The 23,572-nt window shown below is 70.2% G+C and carries 21 protein-coding genes and 1 pseudogene; 17 read left to right on the plus strand and 5 right to left on the minus strand.

The window, feature by feature from the left end:
* Nucleotides 1-196 (minus strand): hypothetical protein (locus tag ET989_RS12615; RefSeq protein ID WP_131169541.1); only part of this gene is annotated, 196 nt, incomplete at its 3' end.
* Between the two features lie 327 nt (nucleotides 197-523).
* Here ET989_RS12615 and ET989_RS12620 point away from each other — a divergent pair.
* Nucleotides 524-1,135 (plus strand): cytidylate kinase-like family protein, encoded by a 612-nt coding sequence (locus ET989_RS12620; protein WP_165490167.1) that lies wholly within the window; start codon nucleotides 524-526, stop codon nucleotides 1,133-1,135.
* Between the two features lie 6 nt (nucleotides 1,136-1,141).
* On the opposite strand, the gene ET989_RS12625 is transcribed toward ET989_RS12620, so the two are convergent.
* Nucleotides 1,142-2,482, minus strand: coding sequence for a GntP family permease (locus ET989_RS12625; RefSeq protein ID WP_131169545.1), 1,341 nt, complete (start codon nucleotides 2,480-2,482; stop codon nucleotides 1,142-1,144).
* 84 nt (nucleotides 2,483-2,566) lie between these two features.
* Between ET989_RS12625 and ET989_RS12630 the strand changes: the two genes are divergently transcribed.
* The 9 genes from ET989_RS12630 (at nucleotide 2,567) to ET989_RS12670 (ending at nucleotide 12,610) form a co-directional block, all read left to right on the plus strand.
* Nucleotides 2,567-4,189: a sensor histidine kinase gene (locus ET989_RS12630; protein ID WP_206662352.1), complete on the plus strand. Its 1,623-nt coding sequence runs from the start codon at nucleotides 2,567-2,569 to the stop codon at nucleotides 4,187-4,189.
* Entirely contained in the window at nucleotides 4,182-4,865 is a 684-nt protein-coding gene (locus tag ET989_RS12635) for a response regulator (protein ID WP_131169547.1), read from the plus strand. The genes ET989_RS12630 and ET989_RS12635 overlap by 8 nt, the downstream gene beginning before the upstream one ends.
* 177 nt (nucleotides 4,866-5,042) lie before the next feature.
* On the plus strand, nucleotides 5,043-6,569 hold the full coding sequence (locus ET989_RS12640) for a sodium:solute symporter family protein (RefSeq protein WP_131169549.1): 1,527 nt from the start codon (nucleotides 5,043-5,045) through the stop codon (nucleotides 6,567-6,569).
* Nucleotides 6,566-7,789, plus strand: coding sequence for an AGE family epimerase/isomerase (locus tag ET989_RS12645; protein ID WP_131169551.1), 1,224 nt, complete (start codon nucleotides 6,566-6,568; stop codon nucleotides 7,787-7,789). Before ET989_RS12640 ends, ET989_RS12645 begins: the two co-directional genes overlap by 4 nt.
* Before the next feature lie 13 nt (nucleotides 7,790-7,802).
* On the plus strand, nucleotides 7,803-8,546 hold the full coding sequence (locus ET989_RS12650) for a 6-phosphogluconolactonase (protein ID WP_131169553.1): 744 nt from the start codon (nucleotides 7,803-7,805) through the stop codon (nucleotides 8,544-8,546).
* On the plus strand, nucleotides 8,539-9,294 hold the full coding sequence (locus tag ET989_RS12655) for a sugar isomerase domain-containing protein (RefSeq protein WP_206662353.1): 756 nt from the start codon (nucleotides 8,539-8,541) through the stop codon (nucleotides 9,292-9,294). Before ET989_RS12650 ends, ET989_RS12655 begins: the two co-directional genes overlap by 8 nt.
* On the plus strand, nucleotides 9,285-10,409 hold the full coding sequence (locus ET989_RS12660; protein WP_131169555.1) for an N-acetylglucosamine-6-phosphate deacetylase: 1,125 nt from the start codon (nucleotides 9,285-9,287) through the stop codon (nucleotides 10,407-10,409). Before ET989_RS12655 ends, ET989_RS12660 begins: the two co-directional genes overlap by 10 nt.
* Nucleotides 10,406-11,644, plus strand: a complete 1,239-nt coding sequence (locus ET989_RS12665; RefSeq protein ID WP_165490168.1) for a neutral/alkaline non-lysosomal ceramidase N-terminal domain-containing protein — start codon at nucleotides 10,406-10,408, stop codon at nucleotides 11,642-11,644. Before ET989_RS12660 ends, ET989_RS12665 begins: the two co-directional genes overlap by 4 nt.
* A 27-nt stretch (nucleotides 11,645-11,671) precedes the next feature.
* Nucleotides 11,672-12,610, plus strand: a complete 939-nt coding sequence (locus ET989_RS12670; RefSeq protein ID WP_165490169.1) for a LacI family DNA-binding transcriptional regulator — start codon at nucleotides 11,672-11,674, stop codon at nucleotides 12,608-12,610.
* 74 nt (nucleotides 12,611-12,684) lie between these two features.
* Here ET989_RS12670 and ET989_RS12675 read toward each other — a convergent pair whose 3' ends face one another.
* Entirely contained in the window at nucleotides 12,685-14,655 is a 1,971-nt protein-coding gene (locus ET989_RS12675) for an acyltransferase family protein (protein WP_131169560.1), read from the minus strand.
* Nucleotides 14,656-14,894: 239 nt separating this feature from the next.
* Between ET989_RS12675 and ET989_RS12680 the strand changes: the two genes are divergently transcribed.
* The 7 genes from ET989_RS12680 (at nucleotide 14,895) to ET989_RS15675 (ending at nucleotide 21,148) form a co-directional block, all read left to right on the plus strand.
* On the plus strand, nucleotides 14,895-15,335 hold the full coding sequence (locus tag ET989_RS12680) for a helix-turn-helix domain-containing protein (protein WP_131169562.1): 441 nt from the start codon (nucleotides 14,895-14,897) through the stop codon (nucleotides 15,333-15,335).
* A 41-nt stretch (nucleotides 15,336-15,376) separates the two neighbouring features.
* Nucleotides 15,377-15,982 (plus strand): PIN domain-containing protein, encoded by a 606-nt coding sequence (locus ET989_RS12685; RefSeq protein WP_206662354.1) that lies wholly within the window; start codon nucleotides 15,377-15,379, stop codon nucleotides 15,980-15,982.
* Nucleotides 15,983-16,578: 596 nt separating this feature from the next.
* Nucleotides 16,579-17,112, plus strand: a complete 534-nt coding sequence (locus tag ET989_RS12690; protein WP_131169564.1) for a PadR family transcriptional regulator — start codon at nucleotides 16,579-16,581, stop codon at nucleotides 17,110-17,112.
* Between the two features lie 32 nt (nucleotides 17,113-17,144).
* Complete coding sequence (locus ET989_RS12695; RefSeq protein WP_131169566.1) at nucleotides 17,145-18,833, plus strand: ABC1 kinase family protein; 1,689 nt, start codon at nucleotides 17,145-17,147, stop codon at nucleotides 18,831-18,833.
* Nucleotides 18,834-18,933: 100 nt separating this feature from the next.
* Nucleotides 18,934-19,416: a glutathione peroxidase gene (locus ET989_RS12700; protein WP_131169568.1), complete on the plus strand. Its 483-nt coding sequence runs from the start codon at nucleotides 18,934-18,936 to the stop codon at nucleotides 19,414-19,416.
* A gap of 84 nt (nucleotides 19,417-19,500) precedes the next feature.
* Nucleotides 19,501-19,758: an AlbA family DNA-binding domain-containing protein gene (locus ET989_RS16020; RefSeq protein ID WP_206662356.1), complete on the plus strand. Its 258-nt coding sequence runs from the start codon at nucleotides 19,501-19,503 to the stop codon at nucleotides 19,756-19,758.
* Nucleotides 19,759-20,167: 409 nt separating this feature from the next.
* Complete coding sequence (locus ET989_RS15675) at nucleotides 20,168-21,148, plus strand: AAA family ATPase (protein WP_131169572.1); 981 nt, start codon at nucleotides 20,168-20,170, stop codon at nucleotides 21,146-21,148.
* Between the two features lie 1,459 nt (nucleotides 21,149-22,607).
* Here ET989_RS15675 and ET989_RS16025 read toward each other — a convergent pair.
* Together ET989_RS16025 and ET989_RS12720 are read right to left on the minus strand one after the other, a co-directional pair.
* Nucleotides 22,608-22,765: pseudogene (locus ET989_RS16025) on the minus strand (sterol carrier family protein); the annotation flags it as partial.
* Between the two features lie 110 nt (nucleotides 22,766-22,875).
* Nucleotides 22,876-23,520, minus strand: a complete 645-nt coding sequence (locus ET989_RS12720) for a TetR/AcrR family transcriptional regulator (protein WP_206662357.1) — start codon at nucleotides 23,518-23,520, stop codon at nucleotides 22,876-22,878.
* Nucleotides 23,521-23,572: the final 52 nt, after the last annotated feature.

Below are 23,572 nucleotides of genomic sequence, written 5' to 3' on the forward strand. Positions count from 1 at the left end.
CAGCAGCCTTGGCCCGATCAGCCTCGGCGATCAACACCACCCGCAAAGCCTCCACCTGACGCCCCAGCGCGACGACCTCGCTCACCAACCCAAGCCGCACCTCGGCGTCCAACCGACGGCGACCAGCGTGGTCGATACTCGCCAGCAGCGAACGCGCACCAGCCAACGCCCTGGCAGTGGGGGTCGGCTCGTCCATGCACCCAACGCTAAACACCACCACCGACAATCAGAACCTCACATTCGACCCTGTGGAGAACTCCGCGAAGTTGTCCACATTGTCCGAAACCCCTTGACACGGGGCCCTTCGAGGCTCGCTCCGCTCACACCTCAGGGACCTCGTTCCCAGCGCCGACGCATGGCGGACAGTCCCGGCGTCCACGACCACGCCCCACAGGGGCGGGTCATGCGTCCTGTTGTACCGACCCCGCGGCGCCCGCGCCGGTGCTGGGCGATTGTTGCCGCCCACGGCGTCCGCGCTGGGCGGTCGGTTAGCCTGACGTCACGCTTCCGTGGGGAGGAAACGATGACGATCAGCAGGCCCTTGGTCACGATCTTCGAGATGTACGGATCGGGCGCGTCCGAGGTCGGCCCGGCGGTGGCGGACGCCTTGGGCGTCCCCTGGGTGCCCCCGTTCTACTCCTCGGAGGACCTCGAGGCCGCGGAGGGCCGCGGGCCCGAGGAGGAGTCCCTGCTCTCTCGCGTGCTCGCGGCGCTGGGACGGACCGCCGCGACCGCGGATGTGGGCGTCTACTCCGGCCAGCTCGACCAGCTGGACGCCGAGGATTCCATCCGCGAGCTGCGGGCGCAGGTGGCCGAGGGCGGTGTCGTGCTGGGACGCAACGGCACCGTGATCCTCGCCGACGAGCCCCGCGCCCTGCACGTGAAGCTCGACGGCCCCGTCGAGCAGCGCATCGCCCGCGGCGCGAGGGCCGCCGGGATCGACAGCGCCCGGGCGCGAGCCCGCCAGCAGCGGGAGGACTCGGCCCGGGCGGCGATGTCCCAGCGGCTGTTCAACTGGGATCCGCGCAGCAACGACCAGTTCGACCTGGTCATCAACACCGGTCGGGTGCCGCTCGACCGTGCGGTGCAGATGATCCTGGACGCCTACCGGTTGAAGGTCGGCTCCGACCAGTAGGACGCGCTACGCGATCAGCGAGGCGACCATCACCAGCGGCAGGGACACCACCGAAGCGATGGAGGTGACCGTCGTCATGGTCTTGAGCGCGCCCTGGGTGGTGAGGCCGAGCAGGGACTTGAACATCCAGAAGAAGTTCGAGTTGACCTGGAGGGCGAACAGCGCGCCGGAGGCGATCGACAGCGCCAGGATGACCGGCGCCACGTCGAGCTGTCCGGCGATCGGGGCGATGATGCCCGCGGCGGTGATGGCGGCGACCGACACCGACCCGATGGCCAGGTGCAGCAGGGCCGCGATGAACCAGGCGAGCAGGATCGACAGGATCACCGGGGCGCCGGAGTCGACCGAAAAGAGGCCGCCGAGCAGGTCGGCCAAGCCGGTGGCCTTGATGACCGCGCCGAGCGAGCCGCCGACGCCGGTGACGAGCAGGATCTCGCCGGTGGTCTTGAGGCCGTCGCCGAAGGCGTCCGCCGTCTGCTCGGTGCCGACGAAGCGGCGGGCCATCACGTAGGCGCCGAGCAGACCGAGGAACAGGGCCACGTTGGCGTCACCGAAGAAGGCGATGATCGGGTTGGAGAAGCCGGCCAGCTCGGCGAACGCGCCGAAGGCGATCATGAGCAGCGGCACGACGATGGGGGCCATGGCCAGAGCGAGGCTGGGGCGCTTGCCGGCTCCGGCGTCCTCGGCGGCCTCGACCTCCTCGAGCGCCTCGGAGTGCTCCTCGTCCTTGGCGGGGTTCCACCAGCCGAAGTTGATCATCCGACGGAAGATCCACACGGTCGCGGTGGCGGTGATGATGCCGATGACGATGCCGTAGATCATGTACAGGCCCAGCGGCACGGACAGCAGCCCCGCGGTCGAGATGGCCGACAGGCCGGGGATGACGAACACGTAGCCCACGAAGATGCCCGTGCCGAGCGCGCCGGCGAGCCAGCCGAGGCCGTGCTTGTCGATGAACTTGGCCGACGAGCGGGCGACCGGGGCGGCCAGCACGACCTGGACGTCGACGTAGATGGACGGGGCGATCGTGGTGAGGGCGAGCGCGAGGGCGTAGGGCAGCTTCTGGGCTGGCACGACGCGCACGAGCGCCTCGACCATGACCGTGAAGGCGCCCATCCGGTGCAGCAGCGCGCCCATCAGGACGCCGAAGCCGATGAGCAGGCCGATCTTGGCCATGATGTCGCCGAAGCCGCCGGTGATGGCCTCGACGGTCTCGACGAAGCCGACGCCGGAGGCGAGGCCCAGATACAGGGCGCCCAGGACAAGGGCGACGATCGGGTCGACCTTCACCTTGATGATGAGGAAGATGATCGCGACGATCGCGATCGACGTGTGCAGGGCAATCATGAGGACTCTCCGGGTCAGGGCCACACCGGTGTGGCGGGAACAGCCTGCGCCGGGCCGCGCTGCGAGGGCATCCTTGTGTTCATAGTGTTCACCCGCCCGACCAGCAGAACCCCCGGCCGCAGCGTCGCGTCGCACGTCCTCGCCGTGCTGGGTGGCGTCGTCGTGCTCGTGGTCGGGCTGTCGTTGGCGATGGCGTGGTGGCAGGCCGTCCGCCACGTCGAGGACTCCGCCGCCGACAAGGTCACCGACATCGCCATCACCATCGCGAGCACCGACGACGTGCGGGACGGCGTCCGCTCGGCCGACCCGGCCGCAGCGCTGGGGGCGTTCATCGAGCGCGAACGCCAGGCGACCGGCACCGACTTCATCACCGTGATGTCGCGCGACGGCGTCCGCTACACCCACCCCAACCCCACCCAGGTCGGCGGCCGGTTCGTCGGCAGCATCGCCGCCGCGCAGGCCGGCGGCACGGTCGTGGAGCAGTACACGGGCACGCTGGGCCCGTCGACGCGGGCGGTCGTCCCGGTGGTGATCAACGGGGAGGTCGAGGCGCTGGTGTCGGTCGGCCTCCTGCGCACGCGGGTCGGGCAGCAGCTGGCGGCCGAGCTGCCGCAGATCCTGCTGCCCGGGTTGCTGGCGGCCGTGCTGTCGGGGGCGGGCGCCTGGTTCGTGGCCCGACGCGTCCGCTCGCAGACGCTCGGGCTGAACGCCCAGGAGCTCCGCCGCCTGCACGACCACCACGACGCGGTGCTGCACGCCGTCCGCGAGGGTCTGGTGATCACCGACACCGAGGGCCGCGTCCAAGTCGTCAACGACGAGGCGCGCCGTCTGCTCGACCTGCCCCCGGACGCCGTCGGCCGCGAGGCGTCCGACCTGGGCCTGGCCCCGGAACTGGCCGCCCTGCTGGCCGGGCGTGAGCAGCAGGTCGACGTGCCGCACGCGAGCGGGGGGCGGGTGCTGCTGGTGAGCTCCGACGTGGTTCGGCGGCAGGGACGCGCCGTCGCGACCCTCGCCACCCTGCGCGACCGCACCGAGTTGGAGGCGCTCACCGGACGCCTCGACACGACCCGGTCCCTCGCCGACGCCCTGCACGCGCAGGCGCACGAGGCCGCCAACCGGCTGCACACCGTCGTCACGCTCATCGAGCTCGGACGCCCCGACGACGCCGTCGCCTTCGCCACCGACGAGCTGCGCGCGAGCCAGCGCCACGGGGATGCCATCGCCGCCGCCCTCGAGGACCCCGCCGTCGCCGCGCTGGTCATGGGCAAGTCCTCGCAGGCGGCCGAGCGGGGCGCCACCCTCGACGTCGATCCGGACGCCCACCTCCCCGCCGGGCTGCTGCAGTCGGGCGCGGTGGTGACGATCCTCGGCAATCTCATCGACAACGCCCTGGACGCCGTGGCGGCCCAGCCGGCCGGGTCGGCGAAGGCGGTGCTCCTGGACGCCCAGGCCGCCGACGGCGTCGTGACGCTCACGGTCGCGGACACGGGCCCGGGATTGCCCGGCCCCGAACGCGAGCGGGCGTTCGAGCGCGGAACCACCTCGAAGGCGTCGACCGGACCGGCCGGGCGGGGCATCGGCCTCGCGCTGGTGCGCCAGACAGTCAACCTGCTCGGGGGGCGGATCGAGGTGTCCGAACCACCGGGGGCGACGTTCACGGTGACCCTGCCGGTGGTCATCGCGCAGGAGGAGGGCGGCGATGACTGACCTGCGCGTGTTCGTCGTCGACGACGAACCCGAGGTGGCCGCCGGGCATGCGGCCTACGTGCGGCGGGTGCCCGGGTTCGAGGTGGTCGGCACGGCCGGGACGGTCCAGGCCGCGGTCGCCGTGCTCACCCGCCAGGCGGTCGACCTTGTGCTGCTCGACCTGAACCTGCCCGACGGGCACGGGCTCGACGTGGTGCGGGGGATCCGGGCGGCGGGGCGTCCGATCGACATCCTGGCCATCACCGCCGCGCGCGAGGTCGAGCACGTGCGGTCGGCGCTCGCGCTGGGCGTGGTCGGGTACCTGCTCAAGCCGTTCACGTTCGCCGACCTGCGGGAGCGTTTGGAGGCGTACCGACGCTTCCGCGAGGAGCTGGCCGGGGCGACGTCGGCGAGCCAGGCCACCGTCGACGCGATGTTCGGCGAGCTCCGCCGGCCCACCTCGTCGGGTACCTCACCCAAGGGGCTGGCCCGCGACGTCCTCGAGGCGGTGATCGGGGCGCTGACCGACGCCCAGCCGTCGGCCCTGTCGGCGTCCGAAGTCGCCGACGCGGTCGGGACGTCGCGCGTGACCGCCCGTCGCTACCTGCAGTACCTCGCCGACGAGGGACGCGTCGCCCGCGCCCAACGCCTCGGCGGTTCTGGACGCCCCGAGGTCACCTTCGCCTGGCGCCGCTGAGACGATCGAAGACCGCAATTTCCCGCTGAAAGCTGCTGGTCAGAGGCTCGGCCTTCCCCCGAGTTGCAGTCTGATCAATCCCACGCGCCCTCTTGTCATGCAAACGTTTGCATGCGACGGTTCCCCACCAACGCCCCCTGCACGGACGCCTGGGGGGCCAACGCAAGGGAGGGAACCATGGGGACGCTTGACTGGATCGTGGTCGGCGCTTACTTCCTCGTCATGGTGTGGATCGGCTGGTGGTCGAAGCGCCGCATCAAGAACGCCTCTGACTTCTTCGTGGCCGGTGGCAACGTGCCCTGGTGGCTCGTCGGCATCTCGCACCACATGTCGGGCTACTCGGCGGCCGTGTTCGTCGGCTACGCCGCCCTCGCGTACACCGTGGGCTTCGCGGTGTATGTCTGGTGGGCGCTGTCCATCACCTTCGCCTGCATCGTGGGCACCGTGCTGTTCGCACCCCGGTGGCCCAGGCTCCGCAAGCGTCTGGGGATCATCTCGCCTCTGGAGTACCTCGCCACTCGCTTCAACGTCGCGACCGAGCAGCTGCTGGCGTGGTCCGGCGCGCTGCTGAAGGTGTTCGACGTGGCGGCCAAGTGGACCGCCTCCGCCATCCTCCTCAACGTGTTCGCGGATGTCCCGCTGGTGTGGGGCGTCCTGCTGGTCGGCGGCGTCACCATGGTCTACTCCACCATCGGCGGCATCTGGGCTGACGTGCTCACCGACTTCGGCCAGTTCGTCATCCAGCTCATCGCCGCTGTGGCGCTGGCCATCGCCGTGATGGCGCGCCTGGACGGCGTCGCCACCCCGTTCACGATGTGGAGCCAGCTGCCCGAGGGCCACTCCAACCCCTTCAACGGGACCCTGACTCTCGGCTTCTTCCTGGCCTACTGCGTCATCGCGACCCTGTCCTACAACGGCGGCACCTGGAACCTCGCCATGCGCATGATCTCGACCAACGACGGCCGCGAGGCGAAGCGCTCGATGATCCTGTCCGCGGTGCTCTACCTGCTGTGGCCGCTCGTCCTCTTCTTCCCGATGTGGGCCGCCCCCATTCTGATCCCCAACCTCGACAAGCCAGACCAGAGCTACGCCCTGATCACCACCGAGCTGCTGCCCCAGGGCCTCATCGGGCTGGTGCTCGCCGGAATGTTCGCCCACACGATGGCGATGACGTCGTCGGACTCCAACGCGATCGCCTCGGTCGTCGTCCGCGACATCATCCCCCAGTTCCGCAAGGGGAAGTCGTTCCTCCCGGAGAAGAGCGAGCTGTTCTTCAGTCGTCTGATCACCTTCTTGTTCATCACGTTCTCGATGATCATCGCCCTGACGTCGGAGAGCTTCGGCGGCGTCCTCGGCCTGCTCATCCTGTGGTTCGGCGCCCTCGTCGGCCCGGTGGCCGTGCCGATGCTGTTCGGCATGCTGCCGGCATTCAAGCGCTCCGGCTCGTCCGCGGCGCTCATCTCGACAGCAGGCGGCCTGATCATGTTCGCGCTCAACCGCTGGGTGATCACAGACTGGATCACCACCCTCGGCGCCAATGCCCAGGCGTGGTCGGTCGCCACCCCCGTCCTGGTGTCGATCATCCTGTTCACCGTCATCGGCTGGATCAAGCCCGAGAACACTCCCGAGACGGACGCGCTGGTTGACTCCCTCTCCGTCGACACCGATGAAGAGGCCGTCGCGATCCGCGGGAGCGCGGCGTGACCAAGCACTCACCATGGGCTTCCCACCTGGTGCAGGACGTCCTGCCCTGGTGGGAGGCCCACGGTGCCGACGACGAGCACGGCGGCGTGCGGACCGGCTTCGACAACAACGGCGAACCGACGACCAGCGACCGGTTCACCTGGTCCCAGGGTCGTTGGGCCTGGCTCTCCGGTGAGCTTGCCGACGAAGTCACCGCCGGCCGCCTGGATCTGGACGCCGCCCTCTGGCGTGACCGGTGCCTCGCCACGTGCGAGCGTCTGCTGGCCCACGCCGTCCGCGAGGACGGGCGGACGCACTTCCGGGTGACCGAGGCGGGAGAGCCGGTCCCCGACGACGCGGGCGAGACGGCCACCAGCGTCTTCGCCGACCTCTTCTGCGTCCTCGGCCTGTCAGCCGGTCTCCGCCAGCTCCCGGACGCCGACGCTCGACTCCACACCTGGTCGGCCACCGCCAACCACATCCTCTCCACGGCCCGACGGTCGATCGAGGACCGCACCGCCACCGCCGAGCCTTACCCCGTCCCTGACGGCTTCACCGACCTCGCCGGGCCGATGACCCTGCTCCACGTCGCCGCCGAGCTGCTGGGTTCACCGGTGGAGGACGCCTCGGTCGCCCGCTCCGTCCGCGACTGGGCCGGCGGGCAGCTGGCCACCGTCCACCTCGGCGATGGTCGGTGGCGCGAGTTCGCCCCCACCCGCCCCGGGCTCGACGACACCCTGTTGGCCCGCCACGTCACCCCCGGGCACCTCCTCGAGGTGCTCTGGATGATCGAGCACGCCGAGGCCGAGGACCCCGACTTCCACGTCCTCAGCCGCCCCGAGAGACTGGCCCTGGTCGAGCTCGCGATCACGGTGGGCTGGGACGAGACGCACGGCGGTGTGCTGCGCTACACCGACCGGGACGGGGGCATCCCCCGGGGTGAGCCCACGCCGGGATCACCGTATGAGACTCTCGTCAGCCGGACTTGGGGCACCAAACTGTGGTGGGTGCATGTCGAAGCCGTCTACGCCTTGGCGCTGTACGCACGGGAGTCGGACGCCATAGCGCGGTGGGCCTCCCGCGCGGCCGAGTGGACGATGAAGGTCTTCCCCAGCCCCGGCGCAGAATGGATCCAGATCCGGGACCGAGCGGGAGCACCGTTCAACGAGGTCGTCGCCCTGCCCGTCAAGGACCCCTTCCACATCATCCGCTCGCTCATCTTCCTGAACCGCCTCAGCTGACGAAAGGATCGTCATGTCGTTCCACCCGTTGAACGTCACCGTCCACGCCACCCCGGCCGCCCTGGGCGAGGTGACGGGGCGCCGCGCGGCCGCGGTGATCAACGCCGCCATCGAGGCTCGCGGCCGGGCGCGCGTGATGCTCGCGGCGGCCCCCAGCCAGACACCCACCTTGACCACGCTCGCGGCCCAGGACGTCGACTTCGACAAGGTCACGTTCTTCCACATGGACGACTACCTCGGGCTCGCGCCCGACGCACCCCAAGGCTTCGGCAACTGGCTCGAGACCAACTTCTTCGCCCACGTCGACGGCCACCCGACCTTCCACCGCATGGACCCCCAACTGCCGGCCACGGACGCCCTCCGCGCCTATACCGAAGCCCTCGGCGACGAGCCGTTCGACCTCACGCTCTGCGGCCTGGGCGTCAACGCTCACCTGGCCTTCAACGACCCGCCCGCGAACTTCTCCGACCCGGACCCGGTACGCCTCGTGCAGCTGGACGAGACATCGCGCCAGCAGCAGGTGGACGAGGGCCACTTCCCCACCTTTGACGCCGTCCCCACTGAGGCCCTCACCGTGACGATCCCCCGGCTCCTGAACGCCGACGTCGTGATCTGCTCCGTCCTGGGCACGGCGAAACGGGATGCCGTGCGGAACACGCGGCGCCTCAACCCTGACCCCGAGGTGCCGGGCACAGCCCTGAAGTTCCACCCCCGGGCCGAACTACACCTCGATGCCGAGGCGGCCGGCGGTGAGTGACCTCGGCATGCAGTACTTCGACGCCGTCACGGGCCTGATGCGCCGGATCCTCGACACCCAGCAGGCAGCCATCGCCGAGGTCGCCCTGGTTCTGGCCGATCAGATCGCCGAGGACCGCCTCGTCCACGTCTACGGCCCTGGTGGGCACTCCAACCTCGCCGCACAGGAGGTCTTCTTCCGTGCGGGCGGGCTCATGCACATCTCCGCGATCCTCGACGAGGGCACTCTGATCTCGTCCGGTGCGCTGCGCTCGATGGCGATGGAGCGGACCCCACGGTACGGCCGGATCGTGATCGACGACGCCTCGCTGGGCGAGGGCGACGTCCTGGTGCTGGTGAACGCGTACGGCATCAACGCCGCCCTCATCGACGCGGCCCTGCGCGCCCGCGAACTGGGTGTCCGCACCATCGGTATCTCCTCACGCGAGCACGCCGACAACACCACACCCGATCATCCCGCCCGGCACCCTTCGCACCAGAACCTTCACGACGTCGTCGACCACCACGTCGACACGCTCGTCCCCATCGGTGACGCACTCATCGAGGTCGAGGGGGCACTCGAGAAGTCGGGCGCGAGTTCCACCTTCGCGAACGCCTTCGCGCTCAACTGGTTGATGCTCGAGACCCTCCAGGAGCTCGGCGCCCGGGGAGTGGCGGTCCCGCAGTGGCGCTCCGGCAATGCCCCCGGCGGCGACGAGGCGAACCAGCGCTTCATTGCCCGATTCAAGGGGCGCGTGAGATGCCTGTGATCGAGGGCCGCTGCCCGCGCACCGGCGACCTGCTCCGCGTCGAGACCGCCGGTGACCGGATCGCCTCGGTCCAGCGTGCCCGGACGGCCGATGCGACCATCCCCTGGCTCGTGCCCGGCTTCATCGACGTCCAGGTGAACGGGTACGCGGGCCACGACGTCAATGGCGAGGGGGCGACCCCGGACGCGGTGGCCGCCATCACCCACACCCTCGCCACCCGCGGCGTCACCTCGTGGGTGCCGACCATCATCACGGGCTCGGAGGAGGCGATCATCCAGTCGATGCGCGCCGTCACGTCCGCCCGGGAGCAGGACCCGACCGTCGCGCGCGCCATCCCGTTCGTTCACGTGGAAGGCCCGTTCCTCTCACCAGAGGACGGCCCGCGAGGCGCACACGCGCTCGACCAGGTCCGTACCATCGACCCCGATGAGGTGGCGCGCTGGGCCCAGCACGGGCCGCTCGGCTACGTGACGGTATCCCCGCACGACGACGAGGCGCCGGCCCGCATCGCACAGATCGCCGCCGGCGGGGTCCGGGTCGCGCTGGGCCACACGCACGCCTCCCCGGAACAGCTCCTCCGGGCCACGGACGCCGGCGCCACGCTCTGCACCCACCTCGGCAACGGTATCTTCGCCACCCTGCCCCGGCATCCCAACCCGATCTGGACGCAGTTGGCCGACGACCGCCTGACGGCAGGGTTCATCGGGGACGGACACCACCTGCCTCCGGACACCCTGACAGCGATGGTGCGGGCCAAGGGGCAGGGGCGACGCTTCCTCGTGTCCGACTCCGTCGCCCTCGCGGGATCTGCCCCCGGTGTCTACCAGCAGCCTGTCGGAGGCGCCGTGGAACTTCACGACAACGGCCGACTCACCCTGTCCGGCACCCCGCTCCTGGCGGGATCCGCGGTGAACCTGGCCGAGGTCGTTGCCTACACGCTGACCCACACGCCGATCGATCTCAACACCGTCGTCGAGATGGTTTCGGAGACGCCGGCGCGCATCATCGGCGACCCCACCCTCGCGCGGGTCCAAGCCGGTGCGCGGGCGGACCTCCTGCTGCTCGACCCATCCGGGACCGTGGTGGACGTGGTGCGCCAGGGGGCGCGACCGTGAGCCTCACCGCCGGCGTTGCGGTCCGGACGGTCGAGGTACCGGCAGGGACGCCGCTGGCAGGGTTCGCCGGTCGGTTGTCCGCCAACACAGGCGTCCACGACCCCACGAGCGTTCGCGCCCTGGTCCTGGACGAGGTCGCGATCGTGACGGTCGACGTATGCGCCCTGCACGAGCGCACGTGCGCAGCCATCGAGGCCGCCAGCGGTCTGACCACAGTCGTCGTGACCGCCACGCACACCCACAGCGGGCCGTCGGTCGGGTGCGGCCGCGTCGGGCCCCACGCACCCCAGGTCCACGACGCGATCGTGGACGCCGCCCTCGCCGCTCTGCACGAGGCCGCCGATCGGCGCCGACCGGTGACTGTCGACTGGGCGCAGGTGCACGGCCTGGGCGTCGCGCACGACCGCCGGCACCTTGGCCGCCCGATCGACCCCCCGCTCGTCGCCCTCCGGTTCACCGACTCTGGGACCCAGGAAACCATCGCCACGCTGGCGAGTTATCCCTGCCACCCCGTCGTGCTCGACGCGACCAACACCCTCGTCACCGCCGACTACGTACACCCCCTCCGTGCGGGTGTCGAGGACTCCACGGCCGCACCCTGCGTGTTCCTCACCGGAGCTGCGGGGGACGTGAACACCGGGCACGAGGCGACGTCCTCCTTCGGGACCCAGAAGACGCCCCAGCGCACCTTCGAACAGGCCGAGACGTTGGGGGGACGCATCGCCGCCGGGCTGGAGGCCGCCCTGTGGGCACCGGTCGAGGCGAGGATCGCCACTGCACTCAGCGAGGGTCTGGTCTTCGACTACGAGCCACTCACCCAGGCCCGCGTGGACGCCCGCCGCGCAGAGTGGGAGACCCAGCTCGCCGACTCCGACCCGGGCCAGCGGGCGGTCTTGACCTGCTGGATCGCGTGGGCCGAGGACTGGCGTCCCGAGTGGCTCACCGAGCGCTGGGCAGGGCGGGTGACCTGTATCGACTTGGGCGGGGCCACGGTGCTGATGTTGCCGGGCGAACCGTTCCTCTGGGCCGCCGACACCCTGATGGGTGTCCGGCCCCGCGTCATGGTCGCCGGCTACGCGGACGGGGTGGCCGGGTACCTCCCAACCTCCGACGCCTACCCCGAGGGCGGCTACGAGGTGGAGGATGCCTGTATGTACTACGCCATGCCGGCACCGTTCGCCCTAGGATCACTCGAGCGTGCCGTCGAGGTGGCCCGATCCCTGCTGGAGGCCTGAGTGCCGGGGCGGTCGACGATCCAGCAGGTGGCGCGTTCCCTGGGCGTCTCCCCCTCGACCGTGTCCCGCGCCTTCAATGCCCCGCACTTGCTGAAGGAGGAGACAGTCTCAGCGGTCGTGGCCACGGCCGAGCGCATGGGTTACGTCCCGAACCTCCACGCACGCGCCCTGGTGACCGGGAAGACCGGCCTCATCGGCTTGATCGTGCCGGACATCACCAACCCGTTCTTCCCACCTTTGGTCCGCGCGGCCCAGCGCGCTGCGGAGACACGCGGCCTCAGTGTCATGATCGCCGAGACGAACTCACTGCCGGAGCGGGAACGCGCCCACATCGCCTCCCTCGCCCCCCACTGCGGCGGACTGATCATCGCGTCCTCACGCCTGACGCCCGAGGAACTGCGCCACGTCGCCGACTCCACGCGCGTGGTACTGGTGAACAATGACACCGAGGGCGTCGCACGCGTGCTGATTTCCTCGGCCTCGGCGCTGACGGAAGGGATCCACGCGCTCGTCGCACGCGGCGCCCGCCGCTTCTGCTACGTGGGCGGGCCACACCGCTCGTGGTCGGAGTTCGAACGGCGGTCCACCTTGGAGCAGCTCGCAGCCGAACTCGATCTCGATGCCACCTACCACCGCGACGAGTCGGGGACCTACCACGAGGCCCGGATGATGACCGCGACCGTCGACTGCGAGACGGACGCCGTCATCGCCTTCGACGACGTGATCGCGTGCGGTGTGCTCGACGGCCTCTCGGATCGAGGTCTCCGGGTTCCGGAGGACATGGCCCTCCTCGGGTGTGACGACGCCCTCCCGGTCCAGACGCGCCCCCGCCTGTCCACCATCCGGCTGAGAGCGGCTGAAGGGGTGACCGAGGCGGTCCGCATGGTCACGGAGGCGACCGGTTCCACCGTCGACGAGGAGCGTGTGCTCCTGCCTGGCGTGCTGGAGTTCCGGGAGACGACCTGATCCCCGCACTGTGCGGAGCCTGTCCTCGACAAGCCACGGCCCTTCGAGGCTCGCTCCGCTCGCATCTCGGGGACCTAGGGCAGCTGGTGCTCCACCAGTTCGGGCGCGACACCGGTGTGTCGCTCGACCAGCTCGGCGAAGGCGGACTGCACGGCGCGCGCGTACAGGTGCGAGCCACGCAGGCTGGGGTGCTTGCGGTCGGACTGGACCGCCCGAGGGTCGTCGCGCACCACTTGCTGCCAGTCGGCGATGGCCACGTTGGCCCGGCCGGCCACGGCCTGGCTCAGGGCGGCGTTGTCGGTCTCGACGCGGGCGAACGTGCCGTAGAGGTTGACCAGGACGACCATGCGGTCGGGGCCCAGTGCGTCCAGGACGGCGGTGACGTCCTCGGGCTTGGTGCCCGCGTTGAGTCCGAAGTGGACCACGACGGCGCGACGGGCGTCCTCGCCGCGGGCCTCGATGGCGGCTTGCCCCGCGGCCCAGCGCCGGTTGGACTCCGCATCGATCCGGATGCCCGGGAAGTACAGCCTCAGCGCGTGAACGCTGGAGACCATCATCGAGTCACCGAAGCCGTCGACCTCGTCGCCGGTGGGCATCGACCAGTCCTGCCCGACCGCCGAGGGCTTGCCTCCGGCCGGCTCGGACGCCGCGGGCGCCACCTCGGCGGCGGGCACGGGCCCGGCGGCAACATCGGCGACGGCCGGCTCGACCGGCACCGCGGGCGCCACCGGGGCGTCCGGCACCTGCGCCTCCTGCGCGTTGGCCTGCAGCACGCGGGCGGTCTCGGTCATGGACGGGGCAGTCGCGACGACGGTCGTCAGCGCCAACCCGAGCAGCAGCGACGCCGCGACCAAGCCACGGGCCCGGCTCCAGGGCAGGGCCCGCACCCAGCCGCGGACGCGGCGTCCGGTCTCGTGGAAGCCCGCCTTGCGGATGGGCTCCTCGACGAACCGGAACGACAGCTCGGCCACGCCCACCGTGAGGGCAACCGCCAGGGCGCGGGAGGCGAGGAACTGCCAGCTGTCCACGGCGGCGGGCCACAGCTGGTCGACGATCACGATGGCGGGCCAGTGCCACAGGTAGAGGCCGTAGGAGCGGCGTCCGATCCAGGTGACGACCTTGCCGTCGAGCACGTACTGCAGGGGCGTACGCGGGCCGCCGCCGCGGGTGATGGCGCTCAGCACGAGCACGCCGGTGGCCGCGCTGACGACCGTGAAGCCGCCACGGTAGGTGAGCGCGGACTCCTCGGTCAGCACCACCATGCCGACCGCGACGACGGCGAGCGCGACGGGGCCGACCCAGTGGCGGTGGCGCAGCAGGAAGACCTCCAGGGGGGCGCGCTGCGCGCCGGCCCACAGGAAGGCGAGGGTGGCGCCGAGCATGAGCCCCATCAGGTGGGTGTCGGTGCCGTAGTAGAGACGGGTGACGTCCTCGCCGGGGACGTACAGCAGCGCCATCGCGAGGGTGGACGCCGTCGCAACCGCCAGCGGGACCGCCCAGCGCGCGTTGCGGTGCAGGCGCACCAGCAGCACGAAGCTGACGATGGGCCAGACGAGGTAGAACTGCTCCTCGACAGCGAGCGACCACAAGTTCATGAACAAGGTCGGCGCGGTCTGGTCGAAGTAGCTCTGGCCGCTGATGATCTCCACCCAGTTGGTGGAGAACGTCGCGGCGCCGAGAACCTGGCGCCCGATGCCGACGGTGAGGTCGGCGCTGACCAGCCGGGCGAGCAGCGTGCCGGCCACCACGCACAGCACAAGCGCGGGGATGAGCCGGCGGGCGCGCCGCGTCCAGAAGCCCTTGAGGTCGATGATGCCGTTGTCGGCGATCTCGCGGGCCAGGAGGCTGGTGATCAGAAACCCGGAGATGACGAAGAAGACGTCCACCCCGAGGAAGCCGCCGGGCAGCCACCCGTCGTGGAGATGGAACACGAGCACGCTGATGATGGCGAGCGCCCGGAGTCCGTCAAGGCCCGCGAAGAACTCGCGTGACCGAGCCTTCGTCGAGGGCGCCGCGGGCCGGGGAAGGACCTGCGAGGTCGGCATGTAGGTGAGCGTAGGACCTGCCCCGGACAATCCCGGACGCCACGCCGTACGGCGCGCGCCGGGCACCGGGGCGGAGCTTCGCGGGTGAGCTCGAGACGTTCCAGCGACGCCCTTGGAGGTCGCTTCGTCGTCGTGGTGGTCTGGCGGTCGCTCAGGGCACAGGCACCATCACCCCTTCCCGAACAGATACAACTGAAACTATTTACAGATACAAGTGAAAGGCGTGTATCGTGGGCCGCATGGCGACAACGTTGGCATCCCCCGAACGCAGCCGTGTGATCGCAACCGAACGTGAGGTCTCTCAGGCTCGCGACGTGCTCGCGCAGCTGGAGGGCCCACAGGGCACCTTGGTCGTCGAGCGCGTCGGGGAAGCCGCGAGCACGATGCCTCCCGAGGTCGGACGGATTCTCCAGCAGGTGCTGGACGCCATGGCTCGCGGTGGCACCATCACGGTCACCTCGGTTCCGAAGGAACTGACTCCTGCGGGCGCTGCCGAGATCTTGGGCATCTCTCGACCCACGTTGATGAAGCTGGTCAAGGAAGGACGCATTGTCTCGCACCGCGTCGGCACCCATCATCGCCTGAAGTCCGAGGATGTGTTCGCCGAACTGAAGGCGCGACGCGCACGGGAACGCGCGGCATTCGCCGCGTTGTTGGAGGCTCAGGGCGACGACGACTGAGCCTCCGACTACCGGCTGAGCGTCGCCGCTAGGCTCGGCGCATGCCCGCCCCGGGAACCATGGTCGTCTTTGTCGACGCGAACGTCTGGCACTCACGGACGCTTCGCGATTGGGTGGGCACGTTGTACACGCTTCCGGAGACTCCGCCGTTCGAGGTGCGGTGGACGGAGGACGTCATGGCGGAGGTGCTCTACTCGCTTCGACGCAAGCATCCCGACTGGGATGGTGGACGGATCACGCGGATCCGAGACCTGCTCCAGTCGACCTTCGAGGTGGGACGTGTGGAGAGCTTCCCCATGGACGAGCGCTACCAGGGCAAGGATCCACTCGACGCCCACGTGCACGCCGCAGCGGTAGCCTGCGGGGCGGGGATCCTCCTCACGTGCAACGTCTCCGATTTCGTCTGGGACGAGGCCACCGCACCGTACGACGTGCTCAATCCAGACGCGTTCCTGACGCTGATGGACGACTCCGCACCGGAACTCATCAGGGCGGCGACGCTGAGCATGAACCAGTACTGGTTCTCCAAGACTGGAAGTGCCAATCTGCCCGCTCGACTCAAGAAGGCGGGGTGTCCTGAGTTCGCGGAACGTGTCCGGCGCCACACGCAGGGTCAGGAGCACGCATTGCTCAAGACGACCGACTGACCCCCATTGCGGGGCGGCAGGTGGCCCCGTACGCGTCTCAGGCTGAGTGAAACCAGCCATGAGATTCCTAAGCGGGCCGCACGAGAGGCCTTTGAAAAGCTGGGACCGAGCCCGTGCGAGAAGGCGAAGGTGGCCATACACCGCAGCAATGGCCATCACCTGGGGTCGGTCTACGAGACGGACGCCGGGCGCGTCTTTCACTCGGTCCTCACCTCGCGCGGTCGCGGTTGCAAGGACCTGCCGGTGAGCCGGCACCGGGTCCGACGAGGGACGCGACTGGCTGGACCTGTTGGACGCTGGGGAGGACCCGACCGTGCCGGACCAGCTCCAGTCAGGGCGCGCGTGCGGGTCCTACCAGCTGTCCCGGGCGTTGCTGGTCAGACAGATCAAGGTGAGCGAGAAGCGCGCCATCGCGGAGTGAGGGGGCTCATCCCCCCTCGCTGAGGCCCAGGCCGTCCAGGTGTAGGCGTCGCGGCGCTGGTACAGGACGCCGCGGTCATCCATGAGGCGGACGAGCCACGGTTGCCCCTCGCGCGGGGCGCTTGCCTGCCTCGCCTAGAATGGCGACGGGTCGCGATATGTCGTTAGGAGACACCATGCACCATCGTCACGCCCATGGCCCAGGCGGCCGTGGCTTCCAGCAACTCATGGACCTGATCGGGCTCCAGGACGCTCCCCCTGCCGGCGCCGGGCGTGCCCGACGCGGCGACGTCCGGACGGCCACCCTGCTGCTCCTCACCGAGCAGCCCATGCACGGCTACCAGATCATTCGGGAGATCACGGACCGCAGCGGCGGCGCGTGGAGCCCCAGCGCGGGGTCGGTCTACCCCACCTTGCAGATGCTCGCCGATGAGGGCCTGATCGACTCGGAGCACTCCGAGGGCAAGAAGGTCTATCGCCTGACCGAGTCCGGCGCCGCGGCGGCCGCAGGCCTCGGTGGGCAGCGCGCTCCGTGGGAGGAGGCCGCCGGGACCACGTCCGACCGCACGGCCCTGCAGCAGTCGGCCGCCCGCCTGGCCCAGGCGGTGTTCCAGGTGGCCCGCACGGCCTCGGAGAGCCAGCGCACCAGCGCGACCGAGGTCCTCGACGAGGCACGCCGGAAGCTGTACAGCATCCTGGCCCAGGACTGACGCCACTCGCCCCCGACCGACGCGGAGCACGCATGAAGGAATCGACCCTACGCCTGCGCTACTGGCGCATCGTCCTCTTCTTCGGTCGGGTGGTCTTCGGCTTCATCGCGTGGGAGGTGGTCGGCCCCCGTCTGGGGCTCCGCCGGCTCGCGGAGCGGACGCGCGAGCGGCGCCTCCAGCAGGCCGCGGCACGCTTCCGCGTGCTGGCCATCGCCCTCGGCGGGCTCATGATCAAGCTGGGCCAGTTCCTGTCGTCCCGACTCGACGTGCTCCCACGGTCCATCACGAACGAGCTGTCGGGCCTCCAGGACGAGGTGCCCGCCGAGGAACTCGACGCTCTGCTCTCCGTCGCCACGGCCGAGCTCGGTGGTTCCCTGTCGCAGCACTTCGCCTGGTTCGACGAGGAACCGCTCGCCGCCGCTTCCCTGGGGCAGGCGCACCGTGCCCGGCTGCGCGACGCGGACGCGGACGAACTAGGGTTCCGCGACGTCGTGGTCAAGATCCAGCGGCCGCACATCCAGCAGGTGATCGAGGTCGACCTTGCCGCCCTGCGTCGGGTCGGTCGGTGGCTCACCCGCTATCGCCCCATCGCGTCGCGGGCCAACGTGCCGGGGCTCGTCGAGGAGTTCGCCCACACCTCGCTGAACGAGGTGGATTACCTCGCCGAGGCGGCGAACGCCGAGCGGTTCGCGGAGAACTTCGCCGCCGACGCGCGCGTCAAGGTGCCGCGCATCGTGTGGGAACTCACCAGCCGTCGCGTGCTGACCTTGGAGGACGTCTCGGCCATCAAGATCGCCGACCACGCCGCCATCTCCGCCGCGGGGATCGATCGTGGGCAGGTCGCCACCGTGCTGGTCGAGAGCTACCTGCAACAGATCTTCCGGGACTCCTTCGTCCACCTCGACCCCCACCCCGGCAACCTGTTCGTCACGCCGATCACCGACCCCGCCCCCGGCGAGCCGGCCTGGAGGCTCACCTTCATCGACTTCGGCATGATGGGCGAGGTCCCCGAGAACCTCCGCGAGGGCCTGACCGAAGCGCTGATCTCCGTCGGCCTGCGCGACGGTGCCCGTGCCGTGCGGTCGATGGAGATCCTGGACGTCATCCTTCCCGGCGCCGACATGCACCTGATCGAGCGGGCGTCCACGGAGGTATTCGCCCGGTTCGGCGGGATGAGCATGGACGAGTTGGTCAACGTCCCCCCCGAGGAGATGATCGAGTTCGCCAGGCAGTTCCGCGAACTGGTCTTCGAACTGCCCTTCCAGGTGCCCGACGACATGCTGATGCTCGGCCGATCGGTGGGGATCCTTTCGGGCGTCGCGACCGGCCTGAAGCCGAGCTTCAACGTCTGGGCGGTGCTCACGCCATACGCAGCCACACTCGTGTCCGGCGAGGGCGGGCTGTCCGTGGACCGGATCGTCAAGGAGGCGGCCGACCTCGGCCGGGCCCTCCTGGCGCTGCCGGGGCGGGTCGACCGCGTCCTTACCAGCGCCGAGCGGGGCGAGCTCACGGTGCGGACGCCACGGGTGACGGCCCAGGTGGAGCGCCTCAACCGCACGGCCCGCGGGACGAACGGGGTGCTCGTCTTCGCGGCGCTGCTCCTCGCGGGCGCGGTCGTGCTCGCGACGGATCCGGTGTTGGGTCGGTGGTTGATGGGGCTGTCCGCGGCGCCGCTGCTGTGGGCGATGATCGCCGGGCGCCCCCCGCGTCCGTTCCACTGAGGGCCTCGCACCGCGGAGGCCGCCGCCAGGAACCCGGATGAAACTCGCGGGTTCCGGCGTTGGGGAGGAGGACAGCGCACCTCGACGACGAAGGATCAGCATGCCGACCCTGTACGACTTCACCGCCACGACCATCACCGGCCAGGAGCGCAACCTGGCCGACTACCGCGGGAACGTCGTGCTCGTCGTGAACACCGCGTCCAAGTGCGGCTTGGCGCCCCAGTTCGCCGGGTTGGAGGAGCTGTACAAACGGCACGCCGACGCCGGCCTCGTCGTGCTGGGGTTCCCGAGCGACCAGTTCATGAATCAGGAGTTCGGCGACGACGCGCAGATCGCCGAGCACTGTCAGCTCAACTACGGGGTCTCGTTCCCGATGTTCTCCAAGGTGGACGTCAACGGCAAGGGCGCCCACCCGGTGTTCCAGTGGCTGCGCAAGGAGACCGGCGGCCTGCTGGGCGACGCGATCAAGTGGAACTTCACCAAGTTCCTCGTCGACCGCGAGGGTCGCGTCGTGCGGCGGTACGCGCCCACCGTCGAGCCCGCGCAGATCGAGGCCGACCTCGTGAAGGCGCTCGCGGGCTGATCACAGGGGAGACGCCTGAGCTGGCGCTATCGTCGCGTAGCAGTCTCCGCGGGGTCAGAGGCCCATCGCTGCACGGAGTTGGCGGTGAAGTCGGGTCGCGTCAGCCCCGCCGACGCGGCCAAGACGCTGGTGGCATTCGCCAACGCGGACGGCGGGACGCTGCTCGTCGGCATCCATGACGGCGAGGTGGACGGGGTCTCTCGTCGTGCGCGTGGACCCCGGAGACCACGTGCGCACGCTCACCAATGGCCAGTGCCTGCTCCGCATCGGGGACGAGTGCCGCCGCCTCGGCACGGCACAGCACCAGGAGCTCTTGTTCGACCGCGGTGCGGCGCCGTCTGACTCGACCGCCGTGCCCGACCTCACCACCTACTGCAACATTGATGTTGCAGTAGGTCCCGGCCTCAGTCATCGACGTGCCCATTACCTCGGCCAAACGGCTGCGGACGGTCACCGGCACCGTGGCGGAGCTCCGCAAGCTGGCTGGCGATCTGGGCGACGACTATCTACGCGTGGTCGTGAAGGAACCAACCCGGGCGGGACTACGCGACGAGGTGGTCGAGGCCCTTCCCAACACGCTGGAGATCCGTATCGACCCCGCGTTCATCAAGGCCGGACCAACTCCCCCTCCGCTCATGTCGGCAAGTCGCCGCGCGAGCTGTTCGCCACCTACTGCGAGCAGGTCGGCATCGACGATGCCCGGGTCGCCGCCTTGTTCGATGATCTCTACGACGAGAGCACGAGGTAAGCCATGCGCCCGGTTCGCCTGGAGATGGAGGGCTTCGCCTCCTTCCGTTCCGCTACCACGGTCGACTTCATGGAGGCCGACTACTTCGCGCTCGTCGGGCCCACCGGCTCGGGCAAGTCAACGGTAATCGACGCCATGGTGTTCGCTCTCTATGGCACCGCTCCCCGCTGGGGTCGTTTGAACGCCATCGCGAACGCCTTGGCGCCCACCTCAACCAAGGGCACCGTACGACTCGTATTCGACGTCGGTACGCGCCGCTATCAGATCGCTCGCGAGGTATGTCGCGTCGGCAGTGCGGGTGAAGTGCTGCAGAAGGGTGCATTCCTCGAGCGATTCCTGGACCCCTCAGCAACGAGCGTGAAGAGTGACGAGGTACAGACGGTCGCCGCTGAGCTGCTTGAGGTCAAGAGCGCGGTCGAACAGCTGGTCGGTCTAGACCTCAAGCAGTTCACCCAAGCAGTGGTTCTCCCGCAGGGACGCTTTGCGGAGTTCCTGAGTGCCAAGTCGTCAGACCGTCAGGACATCTTGCTCAAGCTGCTCGGCGCGGACCGGTACGAACGGGTGCACAAGGCCGCCGCCGAGCGCCAACGGGACGCTGAGGCGCAGGCCGCCCAAGTTGCGGCATTGCTGGAGGAGACCGGCACCGCCACGCCGGCTGTCGAGCACGAGTCCGTCGCGCGTGTGGCTGAGCTGAAGGCTCTTCACGCCGAGGTCGAGCATGGGCTCGAGGCCTTGGCCGTACTCCGCTCCACTGCTCATGAAGCGGAGGGTCGTCGACAGCATCTGGAGGACAGGGCAGCCACGCTCGGCGGCGTCGAGGCGCCGACAGGGGTCGCCGACCTCGGTGTGCGGGCCGAATCACTGGCGCGCTCGTTGGCCGAGGCCCGCGAGGCCGAGTCGGTGGCCGTCGAGGCGTCGGACGCCGCCCGGGAGGCGCTGGAGGCCTTGGGGGCACGAGGCGCTTGGGAGAGGCTGCGCGATTAGTGGAAGGAGTCGACGTCGCTCGCCGATAGTCTGCCCGGGCTCCGGGAGACCGCCGAGGCGGCTCGGGCAGAGGTCGCCCGCACCGAGGCCGAGCGCGAGCGGGCTGACCTAGCCGCCCGGGCAGGCGACCAGACTGCCGAGCAGGCGGAGGTCGCCCAGAACGAGGCTCAGGCTGCCCTTGCCGAGGCGCAGCAGCGCCGCGCGGGCCCTCGTGGCCGTCACCCGACCCGATGGCGTGGGTGAGCTGGCCGGCAAGATGCACCAGGCGGCAGCCGCGCTCACGAGGGCCGAAGCGAAGCTCACCGACGCCGAACGGGCCGACGATGAGGCCCGGGCTGGGCGGGTTCAGGCCGGCGACGCCGCAGAGACGCGCCAGTCGCTCGGGTTGCTGCAGCAGCGGGCGTCCGTGGTGGAGGAGATCGGACGCCTCGCGGTAGAGCGCGACGCCGCCGGCGCGCAGCTGGCCGCACGGCAGACCGCCCTGGACGCCGCCCAGCGTGTCCTCGACGAGGCGGCCCAGCACGTGCACGCCGCGCAGGCGGCCGGTCTGGCCGCCGACCTCCGGACACAACTCACCGTGGGCGAGGACTGTCCCGTGTGTGACCGGCGCGTCGACGCACTGCCCGCCACTCTCGATGCGCTCGACCTCGCACCGGCCAGAGCGGCGGAGTTGGACGCGCGGGCCGCCGTCAAGGCGGCGGACCGAAGCGTGCGCGAGGCCGACAGACTCGCCACGCATCTGGCGGCCCAGCTCGCAGGAAGCCACCGCACGCTGGAGGATCTCGAGCGCTCGCTCGCCGACGCCCATCCCGGGGCCGACCTCGCGTCCCTCGCGTCGTTCCTCGCTGACCGCCTTGGCGGCATCGCCGCTGCGGAGGGGCGCGCTTCCGAGACGGACGCCGCCCTCAAGGTCGCCCGTAGGGAGCGCGGGGAAGCCCAGGCACGGGTAACCGAACTCCGGGCGTCGTACGATGCCGGGTGGCGACAGTTCCGCGTTAAGCGTGCGGGCCTGCTGGCGTGGGGGTGCCCGACAGACGAGCCGGCAGACCTCGTCGAAGCGTGGGGCGTCCTCGCCGACTGGGTCGGCCAGGAGGTCGGGCGAGTCGACAACGACACCCTCCCCGCGCTCGCGGCGCGATCGGAGGAAACTGCCGAGGCGCTCGGCGCTGCAACCGACCTCGCCCGGCTGGGGCGCGAACGTCGCCGGGAGGCCGAGGCGGCAGCTACACAGGCCGCCCGGGTGGACACCAGTGCGTCCGACAGCGTAGCCCGAGCCGAGGCGCGGTCCCTGGCGCTCGGCACCCTGCCCACCGAACAGGCTGATGCGGACGCGGTGGCCGACGCGCTGGAGCGACTGTCCGCCGCGGAGGCTACGGGAAAGGAGGCGCGCGAAAGGCTGGCTGACCCGCAGGTCGCCGGCCGCCACGGCCTCGGCCCACTCCCGAGCGCCGGTCGCGAGCGCGAGCCAGGTGACGGCATCCGTCTCCACGACGTTCGGTGGGGTGCCACGGGTGTGGGTGGGCCTTCGATGCACTGGACGGCGCCGAACGGGTGCACGCGCACCTCGACGCTGCGGCCCGGGGCGCGCGCGCCGAGCTCCTCGAGGGTGAAGCGCACGGCCGTGGCGAGTGTGGTGCGGTCGACGGCATCCGGATCGAAGAGCCACGCGGTGAGTGCTGACTCACCCGCGGCGGGGTCGGTGCGGCGGGGGAGGCATGGTGCCGACGCTACCCGCGAGGACTGACGTGCAGGGCGACGAAGGTGTCGACGGCCCGCTCGGCGTGGTCGCGGATCTCGTCGGCCACGGGCGGGCGATCGCCGAGGAGGACACGGATCTGGGTGTCACGCACGACGAGCCCGAAGAAGGTTCGGTAGGCCTCGCCGGGGTCGGGGACACGGAGGATGCGGTGTTTGTCGAGGTGCGCCAGGTATCGCTCGACGACCGGGCCGATACGTTGCCGGCCCGACTGGAGCAGCCGATCGGACAACGCGGCTGACGTCATGGCCGCCCGGTTGAGCGACACCGACGGTTCGCTGGTCAGCAGCCGCAGAAGCGACTCGGCGTAGTTGGCAAGAGTGTCGCGCGCGTCGTCCACGGTTGTGGCGTCGGCCGCGAGAGCTGCCTCGACGCGCTGCGCGGAGTCGTCGGCGGTCGCCTCGATCACGGCGCCGATGAGGTCATCGCGGGTGCCGAACCAGGCGTACAGAGTCTCCTTCGAGGCGCCCGCGCGGCGAGCCACACCCTCCATCGTCAGGCCGGCGGCGTCACGCTCGACGAGTTCGTCTCGGGCCGCCACGATCACCTCCGCACGACGACGCTCGCGAAGCTCTCGCGGCAGACGGCCACGGCGGGGGGCGGATGACGTGCTCACTTGACAAATGTACCCGAACGTACGGATAGTCTTTTCCGTACCCAACCGTTCG

It is taken from the genome of Propioniciclava sinopodophylli, from assembly GCF_004324755.1.
GTDB lineage: Bacteria > Actinomycetota > Actinomycetes > Propionibacteriales > Propionibacteriaceae > Propioniciclava > Propioniciclava sinopodophylli.